This window comes from Plantibacter flavus (assembly GCF_002024505.1).
Classification (GTDB): Bacteria; Actinomycetota; Actinomycetes; order Actinomycetales; family Microbacteriaceae; genus Plantibacter; species Plantibacter flavus_A.
In genome coordinates, this window is record NZ_CP019402.1 from 479,874 (window position 1) to 497,882 (window position 18,009).

General features: G+C 69.8%; 14 protein-coding genes. 13 read left to right on the top strand and 1 reads right to left on the bottom strand.

Translation table 11 applies throughout. The features are described from left to right. Positions 1-3: 3 nt before the first annotated feature. From BWO91_RS02210 to BWO91_RS02230, 5 genes are all read left to right on the top strand, one after another. A complete protein-coding gene (locus BWO91_RS02210) occupies positions 4-684 on the top strand; it encodes a ThuA domain-containing protein (RefSeq protein ID WP_079000956.1) in 681 nt (226 codons plus the stop codon). A gap of 98 nt (positions 685-782) precedes the next feature. Continuing rightward, on the top strand, positions 783-2,090 hold the full coding sequence (locus BWO91_RS02215) for an extracellular solute-binding protein (RefSeq protein WP_064295953.1): 1,308 nt from the start codon (positions 783-785) through the stop codon (positions 2,088-2,090). A 14-nt stretch (positions 2,091-2,104) separates the two neighbouring features. Next, positions 2,105-3,061, top strand: coding sequence for a carbohydrate ABC transporter permease (locus BWO91_RS02220; protein ID WP_205847564.1), 957 nt, complete (start codon positions 2,105-2,107; stop codon positions 3,059-3,061). Further along, positions 3,058-3,948 (top strand): carbohydrate ABC transporter permease, encoded by an 891-nt coding sequence (locus BWO91_RS02225; RefSeq protein ID WP_079000958.1) that lies wholly within the window; start codon positions 3,058-3,060, stop codon positions 3,946-3,948. The genes BWO91_RS02220 and BWO91_RS02225 overlap by 4 nt, the downstream gene beginning before the upstream one ends. 2 nt (positions 3,949-3,950) lie before the next feature. Continuing rightward, positions 3,951-4,922: an aldo/keto reductase gene (locus BWO91_RS02230; RefSeq protein ID WP_167620427.1), complete on the top strand. Its 972-nt coding sequence runs from the start codon at positions 3,951-3,953 to the stop codon at positions 4,920-4,922. Positions 4,923-4,964: 42 nt separating this feature from the next. Here BWO91_RS02230 and BWO91_RS02235 read toward each other — a convergent pair whose 3' ends face one another. Then, entirely contained in the window at positions 4,965-6,233 is a 1,269-nt protein-coding gene (locus BWO91_RS02235) for an ROK family transcriptional regulator (protein WP_240555648.1), read from the bottom strand. Between the two features lie 29 nt (positions 6,234-6,262). Here BWO91_RS02235 and BWO91_RS02240 point away from each other — a divergent pair, with 29 nt between their 5' ends. The 8 genes from BWO91_RS02240 to manA all read left to right on the top strand — a co-directional run bounded on the left by BWO91_RS02240 (position 6,263) and on the right by manA (position 17,996). Beyond that, the gene (locus BWO91_RS02240; protein ID WP_079000961.1) at positions 6,263-7,132 is read left to right on the top strand and encodes a LacI family DNA-binding transcriptional regulator; all 870 of its coding nucleotides are present in this window, start codon (positions 6,263-6,265) and stop codon (positions 7,130-7,132) included. A gap of 155 nt (positions 7,133-7,287) precedes the next feature. Next, entirely contained in the window at positions 7,288-8,586 is a 1,299-nt protein-coding gene (locus BWO91_RS02245; RefSeq protein ID WP_071261557.1) for an ABC transporter substrate-binding protein, read from the top strand. A gap of 100 nt (positions 8,587-8,686) precedes the next feature. Beyond that, positions 8,687-9,646 (top strand): carbohydrate ABC transporter permease, encoded by a 960-nt coding sequence (locus tag BWO91_RS02250; protein WP_079000963.1) that lies wholly within the window; start codon positions 8,687-8,689, stop codon positions 9,644-9,646. Then, entirely contained in the window at positions 9,643-10,563 is a 921-nt protein-coding gene (locus BWO91_RS02255; protein ID WP_064295958.1) for a carbohydrate ABC transporter permease, read from the top strand. Before BWO91_RS02250 ends, BWO91_RS02255 begins: the two co-directional genes overlap by 4 nt. Further along, positions 10,560-13,046 carry a glycoside hydrolase family 2 protein gene (locus BWO91_RS02260; RefSeq protein ID WP_240555650.1) on the top strand — a complete coding sequence of 829 codons (2,487 nt, stop codon included), beginning with the start codon at positions 10,560-10,562 and terminating at the stop codon, positions 13,044-13,046. The genes BWO91_RS02255 and BWO91_RS02260 overlap by 4 nt, the downstream gene beginning before the upstream one ends. Positions 13,047-13,057: 11 nt before the next feature. Then, positions 13,058-14,056 (top strand): ROK family protein, encoded by a 999-nt coding sequence (locus BWO91_RS02265; protein WP_079003799.1) that lies wholly within the window; start codon positions 13,058-13,060, stop codon positions 14,054-14,056. Continuing rightward, on the top strand, positions 14,053-16,821 hold the full coding sequence (locus tag BWO91_RS02270; protein WP_079000965.1) for a CIA30 family protein: 2,769 nt from the start codon (positions 14,053-14,055) through the stop codon (positions 16,819-16,821). The genes BWO91_RS02265 and BWO91_RS02270 overlap by 4 nt, the downstream gene beginning before the upstream one ends. Continuing rightward, a complete protein-coding gene (gene manA / locus BWO91_RS02275) occupies positions 16,818-17,996 on the top strand; it encodes a mannose-6-phosphate isomerase, class I (RefSeq protein WP_205847565.1) in 1,179 nt (392 codons plus the stop codon). The genes BWO91_RS02270 and manA overlap by 4 nt, the downstream gene beginning before the upstream one ends. The last annotated feature ends 13 nt before the right edge of the window (positions 17,997-18,009 follow it).

Sequence of the window (18,009 nt, forward strand, 5' to 3'; positions counted from 1 at the left end):
GGCATGCACAACGTACTCATTCTTCGTGGCGAGGGGCGCTACGCCGATCCCTGGCACGACTTCGCGGCGACGTCGGGCCGCGTGGCCGATCTCGCCCGAGAGGAGGGGCTCGGTGTCCGGGTGAGTGGTGCGGTGGAGGAGGAGCTGGCATCACTCGAAGATGTCGACCTCCTCGTCCTCATGGTCGGCAATCCCACACGGCACGGACTGGAGTCGTCAACCTTCGCGGCGGCGCAGGAGGGGTTCGAGGCCTACGCGCGCGGCGGAGGGTCGATCTGGTCGCACCACGTCTCAGCCACGTCGTTCCCCCACATGCCGGCGTGGGAGCGGGTGATCGGCGGTCGGTGGGTCGGTGGTGTCTCGATGCATCCCGAGATCGGCCAGGCTGCCATCGAGGTGCCCGACACCGGGCATTCGATCACGCGGGGTCTCGGCGACTTCACCGTCTGGGATGAGCGCTACACGCACCTCCGGATCTCCGACGCCGTCCGGCCGCTCGCCTTCCACGAGCACGAGGGCGTCCGTCATCCGGTGTTGTGGACGCACCGCCCGGGTCCCGCCCGCGTCGTCTACGACGCACTGGGTCACGACATCCGTTCGTTCGACTCGCCCGAACGACAGATCCTCCTGCAGCGCAGCCTCGGCTGGCTGCTCGACGGCGATGCCACGGGAATGACGGCCTAAGTTTGTCCAAGCCTTGAACATAAGCTACTGTTCCTGACAACAGCACCGGCTGTAGCGACGACCGGTGCACCACCGAAGGATTACGAGGAGGTAATTCCATGAAGCGATCAGCCGTCTGGATCACCGCAGCCGTCGTCGGGGCCCTGGCCCTCGGCGGATGCTCCGCCGGGAGCGACAGCGAGGCCCCCGCCGAGAGCGGCCCGGTGACGCTCACCTGGTGGACCTGGTGGGCCGGCGCCCCCGGCATCGCGGACGCCTGGAACGCGGAACACCCGGACATCCAGGTCAAGGTCACCAACGTCGGGGGTGGCACCGATCAGTTCACCAAACTCAACGCCGCCGTGCGGGCCGGGGAGGGCCCGGACCTCGCGCTCGCCGAGTACCAGTGGCTCCCCTCGTACATCTCGAGCGGCGTCGCCGCAGACATCAGCGAGTACGTGGACGGCATCGAGGACCAGTACAGTCCTGCCGTCTGGAACCTCGTCCATCTCGGTGACGACGGGGTCTACGGGGTCCCGCTCGACCAGGCGCCGATGCTGCTCATGTACCGCGCCGACCTCTTCGAGCAGTACGGGCTCTCCGTGCCCACTACCTGGGACGAGTTCGCCGACACCGCCAGGGCGTCGAAACAGGCCGCTCCGGATGCGGTCCTCGCGAACTTCCCGACCAGTGATGCCGGCTGGCTCGCCGGGCTCACCGCCCAAGCCGGCGGCGACTGGTGGTCACTCGACGACGGCTCCTGGTCCGTCGACATCGACGGCGCGGCACCGACGAAGGTGGCCGACTACTGGGACGGACTCGTCGGCGAGGGCGTCGTCTCGGCCGGCGCGAGCGGGACGCCGGAGTTCAACGCGCAACTGAACTCTGGCAAGATCCTCACCCAGGTCATCGGGTCCTGGGGCGCGACCGGATCCTCGGTGAAGACCGGCGCGCCGGACACCATTGGGAAGTGGCGGATCGCTCCGCTGCCGTCATGGACCGACGACGACCCGGGCGTCGGGTTCCAGGGCGGCTCGTCGAGCCTCGTCACGACGACGTCGAAGCACCCGAAGCAGGCGGCCGAGTTCCTCGCCTGGTTGGGTTCCACCGCGGAGGGGCAGGGTGTCATGATCGAGCAGGGCGGCAACTTCCCGGCCTCCGCACCCGGCCTCGACGTCTACGCGAGCATTCCGCAGCCGGCCGACAAGGCGGCCGCCGGACAGGAGGACTTCCACGACATCCTGCTCGACGTCGCCGCCGACACCACGGACGTGACCTGGGGGCCGAACACGACGGTCGCCTTCAGCGCCTACACGGATCAGGTCGGGAAGGCCATCCAGGCCGGTCGCCCCCTCGCCGATGCACTCGCAGCCGTGCAGCAGACGGTCCGCGCGGACCTCGAGAAGTCGGGATTCGACGTCGAATGAACACCACACCGCTCATGAGAGCCACGAGCGCGTCACCTCCGGTTCCGGACCATGGCCGGATCAGGACGCCTCGTCATCGGGTCCCGGCACCGATCGCCCCGTACCTGTTCCTCCTCCCGGCCATCGTGCTCTTCCTCCTGTTCCTCGTCGCGCCCATCGGCTACGCCGTCGTGCTGAGCCTGTTCGGGCAACGGGTCCCGGCCGGATCCGGGGGCTACGGGGCTCGCGAGCAGACCTTCGTCGGCCTCGACAACTACGTCACCTCACTCACGGACCCCGAGTTCGTCGCCAGTGTGGGTCGCCTCGGTCTCTACGCGGTCATCGTCATCCCGTGCACCCTCGGCATCGCTCTGCTGTTCGCGCTCCTCCTCGACCTCCCCGGCATCCGTGGCGCGCGGATCTGGCGGACCGGCATCCTGCTGCCCTACGCCATCCCCGGCGTCATCGCGGCGATGATGTGGGGCTTCCTCTACCTGCCGTCGACCAGCCCGGTGAACGCGGTGCTCACCGGCGTCGGACTACCCGCGGTCGAACCGCTCGCCTCCGGTTCGGTCATCGCCGCCCTTGCGAACATCAGCGTCTGGGGGTCGCTCGGCTTCAACATGGTCATCATGTTCACCGCGCTGCGAGCCGTCCCCGCCGAGGTCTACGAGGCCGCCCGCATCGACGGCTGTTCCGAGTTCGACATCGCGGTGCGGATCAAGATCCCGCTCATCGCGCCGTCACTCGTCCTCACCTCGCTGTTCGCCCTCATCGGGACGCTCCAGGCCTACGCCGAACCGACCGCGCTCCGCCCACTCACCGACACCATCAGCTCCACCTTCTTCCCGCTGATGAAGGTCAACACGGATGCCTTCACCAACGACAACATCAACGGCGCAGCGGCGACCGCGGTCATCATCGCCGGGTTCACCCTCGCGGCCTCGGCCATCCTGCTGCGTGTGACCCGGGATCGGAGCGACGCCTCATGACCACCGCCACCCTCCGCGCCGGGGCGACGGCTCCTGGCGCCGCCGTGCCGAGACGACCCCGCCGCGGATCGCCCATCCCGACCGTCATCCTGGTCGTGGGTGCCGCGTACTGCCTCTCCCCGCTCGTCTGGGTCGTCATGGCCTCGACGAAGTCGCCACAGGAGCTCTTCTCCACCTTCACCCTGGCGCCCGGGACCGGCTTCCTCTCCAACCTCGAGAAGCTGTTCACCATGCAGAACGGCGTCTTCCTCTCGTGGATCGGCAACACGATGGTGTACTCGCTCGGCGGTTCCGTGCTGTGCGTGCTCGTGTCTGCGCTCGCCGGGTACGCGCTGGCGAAGTTCCGATTCCCAGGGCGCGACACGATGTTCCGGATCCTCCTCGGTGGGGTGCTCATCCCCGGGATCGCGTTGGCGATCCCGCAGTACTTCGTGATGGCTGGCCTCGGTCTCACGAACACCTACTGGGCAGTGCTCCTGCCGATGGTGATCAGCCCGTTCAGCATCTTCCTCTGTCGGGTCTACGCCACCTCCTCGCTGTCGTCCGACCTTCTCGAGGCGGCCAGGATCGACGGGGCGGGGGAGTTCTCGATCTTCCGGCGGATCGCGCTCCCGATCATGGTGCCCGGGCTCGTGACCGTCTTCCTCCTGCACTTCATCGGCACCTGGAACAACTTCCTCCTGCCGTACCTGATGCTGTCCAACGAACGGCTCTACCCGCTGACCCTGGGGCTCTTCACCCTGCTGAGCACCGGGGACGGGAAGGAGCTGTTGTACACGACGGCCATCGTCGGCGCGTTCGTGTCGCTCATCCCGCTCGTCGCACTCATGCTGTTCCTGCAGCGGTTCTGGAAGCTCGACCTCATCAGCGGTGGATTGAAAGGATGACCATGACGGAGCGGATCTCGGCCCTCGTCGAGCAACGGCCCCTCGGAGACACGGGTGTGACGGTGAGCCCGATCATCGCGGGTGCCGCAGGCTGGCGTCGTCGGGAGGACGGCTCGGGCTCGTCACCGGAGGAGAGCCTCGAGCTCGCCGCCGCGATGGCGGGCGACGGCGTCGTGACCACGATCGACACGGCCAACAACTACGGCTTCGGCGACAGCGAGCGGCGCATCGCCCAGGTGCTCGCCCGGCTCGGTGACGAGGCCGGACGGCTCCGGGTGCAGACGAAGGCGGACCGCGAGCCGGGGACCGACGACTTCTCCGCACCGCAGATGCGTCGGTCGCTCGAACAGAGCATGGAACGGCTCGGCGTCGACCACCTCCCGATGGTGTACCTGCACGATCCCGAGAACACCACCTGGGAGCTCGCGATGGCCGACGACGGCCCGGTCGCCGCGCTCGTGGCGGCGCGCGAGGAAGGCCTGATCGGCGCGCTCGGGATATCCGGCGGTCCGGCCGAGCTGCTCGCGCGGTTCGTCGGCACCGGCCACTTCCAGTCCGTGATCACACACAACCGGTTCACGCTCGTCGACCGGTCGGCGGATGCGCTGCTCACGTTGGCCGCCGAGGCGGGGCTCGGTGTCCTGAACGCCGCGCCCTACGGCGGAGGCCTGCTCACCAGTTGGCCCGTACGGACCACGCGGTACGCCTACGGCACCGCCCCCGAGGCGATGCTCCGAGCCGTCGATCGGATCGGCAGCGTGTGCGACGAGGCAGGAGTGCCACTCGCCGCCGCCGCGCTGCAGTGGTCGCTCCGCGACCCGCGTATCACCGGGACGATCGTCGGCATGGAACGGCTCGAGGATTACACGCGCACGCTCGACCTCGCCGCCGTGCCCATCGACGACAGCCTGTGGGCGGCCATCGAGGCGGTCGAGCTCGACGTCTACACCTGGCAGGACACCCCGCGCGGCTGACGGGCCGGACGCTCAGCGCCGCTGTGCCTGTGTCACCGCGCCTCAGCGGGTGAGCGCCGGACCGTGACCCGGGGCGATCGTGCCCTGCAGGACGAGTGACGCGGCACCGATGGCGGCCGCGTCGCGCGGGTTGGCGGAGAGCTCGACCACGATCGGGTGGGCCCGGCGGGCGAAGAACCGTTCCTCGAGCCGTTCCCTGATGGCGCGGGCGTAGAGCGAACCGGCGACCGCCATGCCGGGGCCGGCGAGGACGAGTCGGTCGAGATCGAGCAGATTCGCGAGCGTCACCGTGGCTGCGGCGACCCGGTCGGCCGAGAACCGGATGAGGCCGAGCGCCACCTCGTGACCGCTGACGGCCGCCCGGGCGAGCTGGTCGAAGTCACGGCTGAGGGTCTCCGGTGCGAAGCCGAGCCCCAGGCCGTCGAGACGGTCCCGCACCGCTTCGGCGGCGGCCATCACGGCCGCCGGTGCCGCGTACCGTTCCAGACAACCGCGGTTGCCGCAGTGGCAGGGGACACCGTCGACCTCGATGCTGATGTGACCGAGTTCACCCGCGTTCGAACTCGAACCGCGGTAGAGCGCACCGCCCAGCACCATACCGGCGCCGATGCCGGTGCCCATGTAGACGCAGGCGAACGACTCCGTCCGCGAGACCTGGCGGCTCCAGAACTCGCCGACGGCCGCGGCGGCGGCGTCGTTGTCGACGACCACCGGCACGTCGAGGCTCTCCTGCAACGCCTGCTGCAGGGGGAAGTCGTCCCAGCGGACGAGCGTCGGTGGCCCGAGCAGCACCCCGCCGAGCTGGGCGATCGGCCCGGGTGCGACGACCGCGACCCCGGCTATCGACGGCGCCACGAGCCCCACCCCGGCGACGAAGTCGCGGTAGAGCGTCACGAGGCGATCGGTCACCTGCTCCGGCGTGGCCGATCCCGCGCCGTCGACGAGCTGCCGGCCGACCACGCCACCACGGACGTCGGTGGCGACGAGCGTGATCGACTCGAACCCGAGCTGCACGCCGATCCCGTACTTCGCACTCGCGTTGATCTCGAGGAGGGTCCGCGGTTTCCCGCCTCGGGGTGCTGCGCGGCCGGTCTCGCGGACGAGCCCGTCCTCGATGAGTCGACGCACGATGTTGGAGATCGACGGTTGGGTCAGGCCGGTCGCCTCGGTGAGCTCCGTGCGGCTGATCGTGCCGGCCGAGCGGATGAGGTCGACGATGAGCGCCTGGCTACCGGGGCCCGACTGCACGGACTCGCGTCTGGCCATCTGTCCCTCCCGGCGATCGTCGAGCGCGTAATGTGAGGGCCACACGACCACTCCTCACGAAAGGCCGCGTCCCGATGGGTCTCGACGCCGAACAGACTATCGCGCAGCCCCGGCCGATCGGCCTCACGCTGTTCCGTGCCTCGGAGATCTACGGGGCTGAGCCGTTCTACCACGAGCTCATCGCGGGCATCGATCGCGTGGTCCGCCCGCACGGCCTGTCGGTGCTGCTGCGCGTCCTGCCGACGCGCGAGGAGGAGCTGCTGCAGCTCGGACGCTGGCAGCGGGACGGCACGGTGAGCGCCGTCATCCTCGTGGACCTCATCGACGACGACGAGCGGGTCGCCTTCGTCGAGCGCTCGGGCATCCCCGCGATCGTGATCGGCGCACCGACGACGGCGCAGGGGCTGCCGGCCGTCTGGACCAACGACGCGGTCACGATGCACGAGGCCGTCGACCACCTCGTCTCCCTCGGGCACCGGCGGCTCGCGCACGTCACCGGTCCGCGCGAACTCACCCACACGCTCTCGCGCATGGAGGCGTTCACCCTCGCCTCCGACCTGCCCGAGGTGGACACCGTCTCGATCGGCGGCGACTACTCCCGGGCGTCCGGTGTCCAGGCCATGCAGGCGCTGCTCGCACAGGACCCGCGACCGACGGCGGTCGTCTTCGACAGCGACGTCATGGCGCTCGGCGGCTTGCAGGCCGTACAGGAGGCCGGATTGCGCGTCCCCGACGACCTGTCGATCGTCGCGTGGGACGACTCGTCGCAGTGCCAGCTGTCCGACCCGCCGATGTCGGCGCTCAGTCACGACGTCCAGCGCATCGGTGAGATGGCGGGCGAGGAGCTCTTGGAGCTGCTCGCCGGTCGTGTGGGCACCACTCGCGAGGCCCCACATGCCGTGGTCATCGAGCGCTCCACCTCGGGGATCGCCCCGGCCGTCTGAGTCGCGCCGAGCGGCCGGTGGCCCTGGCTTCCTGTGACCGAGTTGTTATATAAATTAATAATGTTTAGTCTTGACGTACGCGGGACGGCAGACGATGCTGGACAACGAGCGAGGAGGCGACCCGGCCCTTCGCCCCCACGAACGAAGGAGTTCCCATGTCCCGGAGACCGATCATCGGCCTCGCCGCGACGGCTGCCGCCGCGGCACTCGTCCTCAGCGGCTGCTCCGGCGGTGCCGCCAACGACGACGGTAAGCCGAACGGTGAGATCACCGTCCTCACCAACCGCACCGACCTCGTCGACACCACCTTCAAGGACTACGCGAAGGAGTTCGAGAAGCAGTACCCCGGCACCACGGTCAAGTTCGAAGCCCTGACCGACTACGAGGGCGACGCCAAGATCCGCCTCAACTCGAAGGACTACGGCGACGTGCTCCTCATCCCGTCCTCGAACGTCACGAAGGACCAGTACGCCAACTTCTTCGAGCCGCTCGGCAGCACCGAGGAGCAGTCCAAGACCTACCGCTTCGCGAACGAGGCCTCCTTCGACGGGACGGCCTACGGCGTCTCGACCTTCGGGTCCGCCATGGGCTACGTCTTCAACCGCGACGTCTGGACGAAGGCCGGCATCACCGAGCCCCCGGCAACCGAGGAGGAGTACCTGGCCGCGCTCGAGAAGATCAAGGCCACCGGTTCGATCCCGTACTACACGAACTACAAGGACGGCTGGCCGCTCGCGACGCTCGAGGGCAACCTCGGAGCGGTGCAGGGCCCGAAGGTCCGCACCGAGATGATCGCGACCGACAGCCCGTGGACCGAGGGCAACGACCAGTACAACATCGACGGTCTCCTCTTCGACACCGTCGCCGCCGGTCTGAGCGAACCCGACCCCACGACGACCAACTGGGAGGAGTCGAAGAACCTGCTCGCCTCCGGTGAGATCAGTTCGATGGTCCTCGGCTCGTGGGCCGTCTCGCAGATGCAGGACGCCGCAGAGAAGGCCGGCGAGTCCCGCGACGTCATCGGCTTCTGGCCGATGCCGTGGAAGACCGACGAGGGCTTCACCTCCGTCACCGCCTCCGACAAGTTCCTGGCGGTCAGCAAGTACTCCAAGAACAAGGCGACCGCGAAGGCGTGGATCGACTGGTTCACGAACGAGTCCGGCTTCGCCGCCAGCCAGGGTGCGATCAGCCCGGTCATCAGCGACCCGGCACCCGACACGCTGTCCGACTTCGCCGACCTCGGTGTCACCTACCTGGAGCTCGCTCCCGACCCGGTCGGCAAAGAGGCCGTGATCAACGACATCGCGAACGCCGCCGAGATCGACCTCTTCGGCAACACCTACCGCCAGAAGCTCATCGACATCGCCCGCGGCGCCGCCGACGGCGACAAGGAGAGCGCCTTCGCCGACCTGAACGAGCGCTGGGCGGCAGCCCGCGCCGACGTCGCCGAGTAGCACCCGACCGGCGCCCGGGCCCACGAACCCCCTCAGCGGACCTCCGGTCCGGCGGGCCCGGGCGCCACCCACCCACTCCAGCGAATCGAAGGCAACGAACATGGTCACAGTCCAGGGAGCGTCACCCGCCACCCGAGCGGTGGTGACGAACCATCCACGCCGCGCGCGCACACTGCGGCCGGGCAGACCGCCGAAGGCCACCGGCTCGCGCGTCACCCCTTGGCTCTTCCTGCTGGTGCCGCTCGCCTTCCTGATCGTGCTCACCTACGTGCCGGTCGCGAACATGTTCTGGTACAGCCTCACCTCGTGGGACGGCCTGGAGCCCGAGCAGGAGTTCGTCGGCATCGACAACTTCGTGCAGATCTTCACGAAGCCGGAGATCTTCCAGGTCTTCTTCGTCAGCCTGTACTACCTCGTCGGTGCCGTCGCCCAGCTCGTCCTGGCCCTCTACCTGGCCACGCTGCTGAGCTTCCGCACCCGCTTCAAGAACCTCTTCAAGGGCGTCATCTTCTTCCCGTACCTCATCAACGGGGTCGCGATCGGTCTGGTCTTCCTCTACTTCCTCCGACCCGGCGGCACCCTCGACGCCCTGCTCGCGGCGGTCGGCGTGCAGGACACCCCGCAATGGTTGGGCGACCCGTCCTTCGTGAACGCGTCCCTCGCGGCGACCTCGGTCTGGCGGTACATGGGCCTCAACTTCGTGCTCTTCCTCGGCGCCATCCAGTCGGTGCCGTCGGAGCAGTACGAGGCCGCCGACCTCGACGGTGCCAACTCGTGGCACAAGTTCCGCTTCATCATCCTGCCGAGCATCCGGCGCATCCTCGGCCTGTCGTTCATCCTGGCGATCGCCGGCGCTCTGTCCGCCTTCGAGATGCCGTACATCATGACCGGCGGTGCCAACGGCTCCGAGACCTTCGTGATCCAGACCGTGAACACGGCCTTCAAGTTCTCCAAGGTGGGGCTGGCGTCGGCGATGGCCGTCGTGCTGCTGCTGATCGTCCTCATCATCACCTTCGTCCAACGCCGGGTGTTCCCCGACGAGAAGGGAGGCGAGTCGTGACCGCCACCACCGACCGACCGGTCTCCGCGTCCGCTCCCGAGCCCCGCACCCCGCTGCGGCGGACGAGGCGCGGGCCGAAGCGTCCGCAGGGCGCCGGAGCCCTCACCGCGACGACGATCAAGTACGCCTCGCTCATCATCGCGAGCCTCTTCGCCGTCGTCCCCCTCGCCACGATCTTCATGCTCGCGTTCAAGACCGACCGCGAGCAGCGGACGACCGGCCCGCTCACCCCGCCGTCGAACTGGTTCAACTTCGACAACTTCGTCGTCGCGTTCGATCAGGGCGGCATGGTCACGGGCTTCCTCAACACCGCGATCATCCTGCTCGTCTCCGTCGCCGGGACGATCCTGATCGGCACCATGTCGGCGTACGCGCTCGACCGGTTCCGGTTCCGCGGCCGGAAGCTCGTCATGGGGCTGTTCCTGCTCGCGACGCTCGTCCCGTCGGTGACCACGCAGGTGGCCACGTTCCAGGTCGTTTCGGCGCTCGAACTGTTCAACACCCGCGGCGCCGCGATCCTGCTGTTCATGGGGACCGACATCGTCGCGATCTACATCTTCCTGCAGTTCATGCAGTCGATCCCGGTGTCCCTCGACGAGGCCGCGATGCTCGACGGTGCGAACCGCTTCACGATCTACTGGCGCATCATCCTCCCGCTGCTGAAACCCGCCGTCGCGACGGTCGTGATCATCAAGGGCATCGCCATCTACAACGAGTTCTACATCCCCTTCCTGTACATGCCGTCGCAGGACCTGGGGGTGATCTCCACCTCGCTGTTCCGGTTCATGGGACCGTTCGGCGCCCAGTGGCAGATCATCGCGGCCGGGACGATCCTCGTGATCATCCCGACGCTCGTCGCCTTCCTCTTCCTGCAGCGATACATCTACAACGGCCTGACCTCTGGAGCAACCAAGTGAGCATCATCGACACCGCCACCGTCCGTCCCCTGACCACCCGCCTCCTGCACGAGGGGTGGAGTCTGCGTGCGGTCGGCGGTGCGGTCCCCGAGGCCTTCGTCGGGACGAGCGTCCCCGCGACGGTGCCCGGCCTCGTGCACACGGACCTCCTGGACGCAGGGCTCATCCCCGACCCCTTCCTCGACCGCAACGAGCACCTCGTGACGTGGATCGGATCGACGGACTGGGAGTACCGCACCACCTTCGCCTGGGAGCCGGACGGCCACGAGCGGCACGACCTCGTGTTCGAGGGACTCGACACCGTCGCCACGGTCACGGTGAACGGCTCGGTCGTCGCGACCACGCGGAACCAGCACCGCACCTACCGCATCGACGTCGGCGCCGTCCTCCGCGAGGGCGAGAACGACCTCGTCGTGCACTTCGCGTCGCCCGTCGCAGCCGCCGACGTCGCGAGCCTCGAGATCGGCTACCGCCCGCACACCTACTCCCACCCGTTCAACGCCATCCGCAAAGCCGCCTGCAACTTCGGCTGGGACTGGGGGCTCGACGCCGCGTCCTCCGGCCTCTGGAAGCCCGTGAGTCTGCAGTCCTGGTCGACGGCCCGGCTCGCCTCGGTGCGTCCGGTCGTGACCGTCGACGGCGGCCAGGGCCGGGTGGCCGTGCACGTCGACGTGGAACGCGCCGGCGACGGTGATGTCGCCCTGGCGCTCTCGGCCACGGTCGCCGGCGTGGACGCCGAGGTCGTGCTCCCGGCCGGTGCCGGTTCCGCCGTCGTCGAGCTCACTGTCCCTGACGCCGAGCTGTGGTGGCCACGCGGCTACGGCGAGCAGCCGCTGTACGACCTCGACGTCGCGCTCGGGCAGGACGAGGCACGCCTCGGCGAGTGGTCGAAGCGGATCGGCTTCCGGACCGTCGCCGTCGAACTCGAACCCGACGCCGAGGGCACCTCGTTCCGCTTCGTCGTGAACGGTGAGGCCGTGTGGGTGCGCGGCGCCAACTGGATCCCCGACGACGCCTTCGTGACCCGCGTCGACCGCGCCCGGCTCGCGCGCCGGATGGACCAGGCCGAGTTCGCGAACCTCAACCTGCTCCGCATCTGGGGTGGCGGCTACTACGAGTCCGACGACTTCTACGAACTCTGCGACGAGCGCGGGATCATGGTGTGGCAGGACTTCCTCTTCGCCTGTGCGGCCTACGCCGAGGAGGAACCGCTGTGGAGTGAGGTCGAGGCGGAGGCGCGCGACAACATCACGCGCATCATGCCGCACGCGAGCCTCGTGCTCTGGAACGGCAACAACGAGAACATCTGGGGCTTCGAGGAGTGGGGCTGGGAGAAGCGCGTCCAGGGCCGCACCTGGGGCATGGGCTACTACCTCGACCTGCTGCCGCGGCTCGTCGCCGAGCTCGACCCGGCCGGCAACTACACCGCGGGCAGCCCCTGGTCGGGGACGCCGGACATCCCGGCCAACGACCCGGACCACGGATCCGTGCACCTGTGGGAGCTGTGGAACCGCGTCGACTACCCCGCCTACCGCGACGTCTCGCCGCGCTTCGTGGCCGAGTTCGGTTGGCAGGGGCCGGCGACGTGGTCGACGATCGGGCGGGCCATCTCGGACTCGCCGCTCACGCCGGAGTCGCCCGGCATGATCCACCACCAGAAGGCGATCGACGGCAACGACAAGCTGACCGACGGACTCGTCGCCCACCTGCCGCTCCCGGACGACACCGAGGACTGGCACTGGGCGATGTCGCTCAACCAGGCGAACGCGGTGACGGTGGCGATCGAGCACTTCCGGTCCTGGAGCCCGCGCTGCATGGGATCGATCGTCTGGCAGTTGAACGACTGCTGGCCCGTGACCTCCTGGGCCGCCGTCGACGGCGACGAGCGCGCCAAGCCACTGCTCTATGCGCTCAAGCACGTCTACGCCGATCGCCTCGTGACCGTCCAACCGCGTGGCGAAGGCCTCGTGGTCGCCGTCCTCAACGACGGACCGGACGCCTGGGCGGACGAGCTCGTCATCCGACGCCTCCGGTTCGACGGGACGGAACTGGCCTCCGTGCGGGTCCCGGTCGACCTGGACCGACGCTCCTCGACGCTCGTCGAGATCCCCGAAGCGGTCGCGGTCGCGGGATCGACGACCGACGAGGTGCTCGTCGCCACCCTCGGTGCCGAACGCGGCTTCTGGTTCTTCGCCGAGGCTCGCGTGTCTGCGCTCCCCGCTCCACGCCTCAGCATCGAGATCGCTCGCGAGGAGGGCGGGTACGCCGTGACCGTCGCGGCGGAGTCCTTCCTGCGCGACCTCACCCTGCTCGTGGACAAGGTCGACCCGGCCGCCGTCGTCGACGACCAGCTCGTGACGCTCCTGCCGGGTGAGCGCGTGACGTTCCGCGTGCGGACCGAAGCCGAACTCGGCGAGGACGAGCTCCGGTCGAGGCGGGTCGTCCGCACGGCGAACCAGCTGGTCGAGGACTGGGCGCGGTGACCCTGGCGGACATGACCGGGAGGCAGGACCCGTCGGGATCGATCGCGCTCGCGGTCGACCTCGGCGGTACCAAAGTGGAGGCGGCACTCGTCACGGCCGAAGGCGTCGTGGTCGAGGGCAGCGCGCATCGGGCGCCGACCGGGCCCGATGCCGGGCGCCGGGCGCTTGAGGACGCCGTCGACCGGGTCGTCCTCGCCTCGGTCGCACACCTGCCGGACGGGTCGGCGCTCGTCGGCGTCGGCATCGGTTCCGCCGGCCCGGTCGATTTGGAGCGCGGGACGGTCAGCCCCAAGAACCTGCCGCAGCTGCGCGGCTTCGATCTGCGCGGGCACGTCGGCCGGCTCCTGCCCGACGCCCCCGTGGTGGTCCGGCTCGACGGCACCTGCATCGCCCTCGCCGAGCACTGGCTCGGAGCGACGCGTGGCACCGAGAACTCGATGGCGATGATCGTCTCGACCGGGGTCGGCGGTGGGATCATCCTGCACGGCCGCCTGATCGCGGGCCGCAGCGGCAACGCCGGCCACATCGGTCAGGTGCAGATCGCCTCGCGGGACGCGCGGACGTCCGCCGACGACGCGACCCTGGAACGCATCGCCTCCGGTCCGCGGAGCGTCGCCTGGGCCCGGTCCATGGGCTGGGACGGGCGCACCGGGGAGGAACTCGCCGTCGCGGCGGCCACCGGCGACCCGATCGCCCGTGCGGCCGTCGTGCGCTCGGCCACGGCGGTCGGCCAGGCCATCGCCAGCGCCGCGACCCTCCTCGACCTCGAAGCGGTCGCCGTGGGCGGCGGGTTCACCGCCGTCAGCCCCGACTACCTCGACCTCGTCCGCGCCGCGGTGCAGGAGGCCATCGTGCTCGACTACGCCGCCGACGTGGTCGTCACGGGTTCCGCCCTCGACGGCGGCGGACCGATCCTCGGCGCCGCAGCACTCATCCACCGACCGGAGGCTCTCGGCCTCCCGGCGAACGACCTGATGCACCATCCCAGACGAAGGAGCCTGGCACGATGAACCGCACCACCGATCCGCACCACCCCCGTCGCAGCGCCCGAGGACGTCTCGCGGCGGGCGTACTCGCCGCGGCCGTCACCGCCGCGCTGCTCCCGGCGCTCGCGACCCCCGCCGCCGCTGCGCCCACCGACTGGACGTCGCTCAACACCTCGTTCGTCGAGCGTGACGGCTCCCGGCTCGTGCTCGACGGCGAGACCTTCCGCTTCAGCGGACCGAACATCTACTGGCTCGGTCTCGACGAGAACGTGGGCGGGGTCGACTACCCCACCGCCTTCCGTATCGCCGACACCCTCGACGCGGCGGCACGGATGGGCTCGACCGTCGTCCGGACGCACATGATGACCTCGACCGGTCAGGACGGCGCGAACCCGCTCGCCATCATGCCGGCCCTCGGGCAGATGAACGAGGAGGCGTTCGCCACGATCGACTTCGCCATCGCCTACGCGGGCAAACTCGGGATCCGGCTCGTCCTCCCGCTCACCGACGAGTGGGAGTACTACCACGGCGGGCATCGCGACTTCACGACGCCCTACGGCCTGTCGTCCGCCGACTTCTACACCGACGAGCGTCCGATCGCCGCCTACCAGGCGTACGTCGACGCGATCCTCCAGCGGACGAACGCGCTCACCGGCGTCCGGTACACCGAGGACCCGACGATCATGGCGTGGGAACTCGGGAACGAGTTGGAGGGGATGACCGCGCCCTGGATCGACCGGCAGGTCGCATTCATCAAGGAACGCGCCCCGCAGCAGCTCGTGGCGGCCGGACGTCGGTTCGACATCGATCCGGACACGCTCGCCGCGCCGGGGCTCGACATCGTCGACGTGCACTATTACCCGCCCACCGCCGCACGCGTCTCCGCGGACGCGGCGACGGTCACCGCCGCCGGCAAGGTCTACCTGGCCGGCGAGTACGCCTCGACGGCTGCGAGCCCGGCGCTCCTCGAACCGCTCGTCGCCGACCCGAACGTGACCGGCATGCTGTTCTGGTCGCTGTTCGGCAACAACGACCGTGGCGGGCTTGTGCCGCACGACGACGGCTTCACGATCCACGCTCCCGGTGCGACCGACGCCGAGCGCGCCCGGGTCTCCGCGATCACCGCCTACGCCGCCGGGATCGGTGCCGTTCCGGCCGCTCCCGCCGTCGGGACGCCGCTCATCACGGCGATCGACCGGGCGAACGGCATCAACACCGTCCGGTGGCGTGGTGCCGGCGGTGCGGTCTCGTACCGTGTCGAACGCTCGCTCGACGGAACGGCTTGGACGCCGGTCGACACGGGTGTCCTCGCCGCCGACGCGGGATCGGCGACGGACTTCGGATCACCTGCGGGCGCCGTCTACCGGGTGGTCGCCCTCGACGCGGCCGGCGCGGTCGCCGATCTGTCGGACCCGGTTGCGACCGAGACCGACACCCGCGTGTTCGTCGACCCGCTCGAGTCCTGGCTGCTGACCGAAGCGCACGACGACCTGGCGATCACGCCCCGTGCCGACGGGACGAGCGTGACGGCGGTCGCCGACGGTGCGAGCGTCACCTGGAAGCAGGACCGACTGTCGGCGGCGGCGTTCGCGGTCTCCGGGTCGGTCGTCGTCGAGTCCAGCGCCGACGGTTCGACCTGGCAGACCGCGGCGACCGAGGCCGGCGTCGGCGGCGCGGTGGTCGCACGCGACCTCGTCGGCCCGTACCTGCGGGTGACCCTCGCCGCGGGCGCGACGCTGTCGCGGGCCACCATCTGGTCGGCGGTGGACGCCCCGAGCGGACCGCCCGCGGCGTTCGGTTCGACGTCGCCCGTACCGGGCACCGTCGACGTGACGGCGACGCCGACCTTCAGCTGGGAGCCGTCGGCCGGCGCGGCGTACTACCGCTTCACGCTCTCCCCGCAGGCCGATCTCGAGAACCCGGTCGTCGTCGTCGACGGCGTCGCGACCACCTCCGTCACCCCGTCGGTGTCCCTCGCCCCGGGGGAGCGGTACTGGTGGTCGGTGTCCGCGGTCAACGGGGCCGGGACGACCGCCACGAGCACGGGAGCCTCCGACTTCCTCATGAAGGCCCTCCCGAGCGAGCCGCTCGTCGTGGAGGACTTCGAGTCCTACCCCGACGACGCCGCACTCCAAGCCGCCTATGTGCGCAACACGGGCGGCGGAGCGATCACGCCGACGCTCACGAGCAACCCCGACTCGGGGTCGCAGGCGATGTCGGCCGCCTACGACCTCGCCGGTCCCGGCTACGCCGGTGTCGTCCGGACCTTCCAGACGCCGCAGGACTGGTGGGGGTACAGCGGGCTCGAGCTCTGGGTGCAGGGGACGCCGGGCGACGACGTCACCGTCCAGTTCGTGACGCGTGGGACGTACTGGGAGACGATCGCGCCCATCGTGGGCGAAGGCTGGCAGCTGGTCGAGATCCCGTTCTCGGACTTCGCCCCGCCGGCGTGGGCGGGTGAGGCGGCGTTCGACCCCACCTCCGTCACCCAGATCGGGTTCTACCTCGGTGGCGAGGGGACCGGCACGCTGCTGGTCGACGACGTCACCACGATCGTCGCTGCGGTGGACCCGGGACCGGGCACGGGCGAGCCGGGTACGGGACAACCGGGCACCGGGCAGCCTGGCACCGGCGAGGTCGGCGGATCGGGCACCGGCGTCACCGACGCTCCCGCGGGCGACCTCGCCCGCACCGGCCTGGAGGCCGCACCCTGGATCATCGGTGCGCTCGCCCTGCTGGCGTTCGGCGGTCTGCTGCTGTTCCGCGGTCGTCGGCGGGTGCACGGATGACCCTGCACCGCATCACGAGCGACCCCCGACGGTACGCGTGGGGTTCGACGACGGCCATCCCGGAGCTATTCGGTGTGCCGGCCGACGGTTCGCCCCAGGCCGAGCTCTGGCTCGGGGCGCACCCCGACAGCGTGACCACCCTCGTCGACGCGGAGGAGGGCGGCCCCGCGAGCCTCAACGACTGGATCGCTTCGGACCCCGACGCGGCCCTGGGTGGACGGGACCGATTGCCCTTCCTGCTCAAGCTCCTGGCCGCGGCTGGTCCTTTGTCCCTCCAGGTCCACCCCACCCCCGACCGCGCCAGGGCCGGGTTCGCGGATGAGGAGCGCCGGGGCGTGCCCCGGGACGCACCGCACCGGAACTACAAGGACGCCTCGCACAAGCCGGAGATCATCGTCGCCCTCCAGGACGGCTTCCGTGCACTGTGCGGATTCCGTGCGACCGACCGGTCGCAGGCGTTGCTCGTCCACCTCGCCGGCCTCGTCGAGGGGACCGACCGGCGGGTGCTCGAGACACTGGCGGGGCAGCTGCTCGACGCCGGTCTGGAACACACTGTGCGGGCGGTGCTCGAACGGCGGACGCCCGGCGTGGTCGCCGCCGTCGTGTCGGCCGCGCGTGCCGACACCGGTCACCGGCCCTGGGCGGCCGAGCGCGAGCTCGTCCGGCAACTCGCCGAGGAGTATCCGGGTGACCCGGGAATCGTCGTCGCGGTGCTCCTCAACCTCGTCTCATTGCAGGAGGGCGAGGCGTTGTTCCTGCCCGCGGGCAACATCCACGCCTACCTCTCCGGTTTCGGGGTCGAGGTCATGGCCTCAAGCGACAACGTGCTCCGTGGCGGGCTGACGCCGAAACACGTCGACGTCCCGGAACTGCTCGCCGTCCTCGAGTTCGAACCGGTGCCGGTCCCGTTCGTCGAGCCGGTCGTCCGGCCGGAGGGCGGGCTCGTCTACCCGGTGCCGGTCGACGACTTCGAACTCGTCAAGGTCGACCGGGGGACGGCGGGCGACCTCGCTCGCGGCAGGGCGGCCGTGATCGTCGTGACCGCCGGTACCGCGCGCGTCGAGCAGGGTCCGGACGCGTTGGTGCTCGAACGCGGTGCGGCGGTGTTCGTCTCGCCGGGCCCGGAGCCGGTGACCGTGTCCGCGGACGGGACGGTGTTCGTCGCCACCGGCTGACCGGCCAGACTGG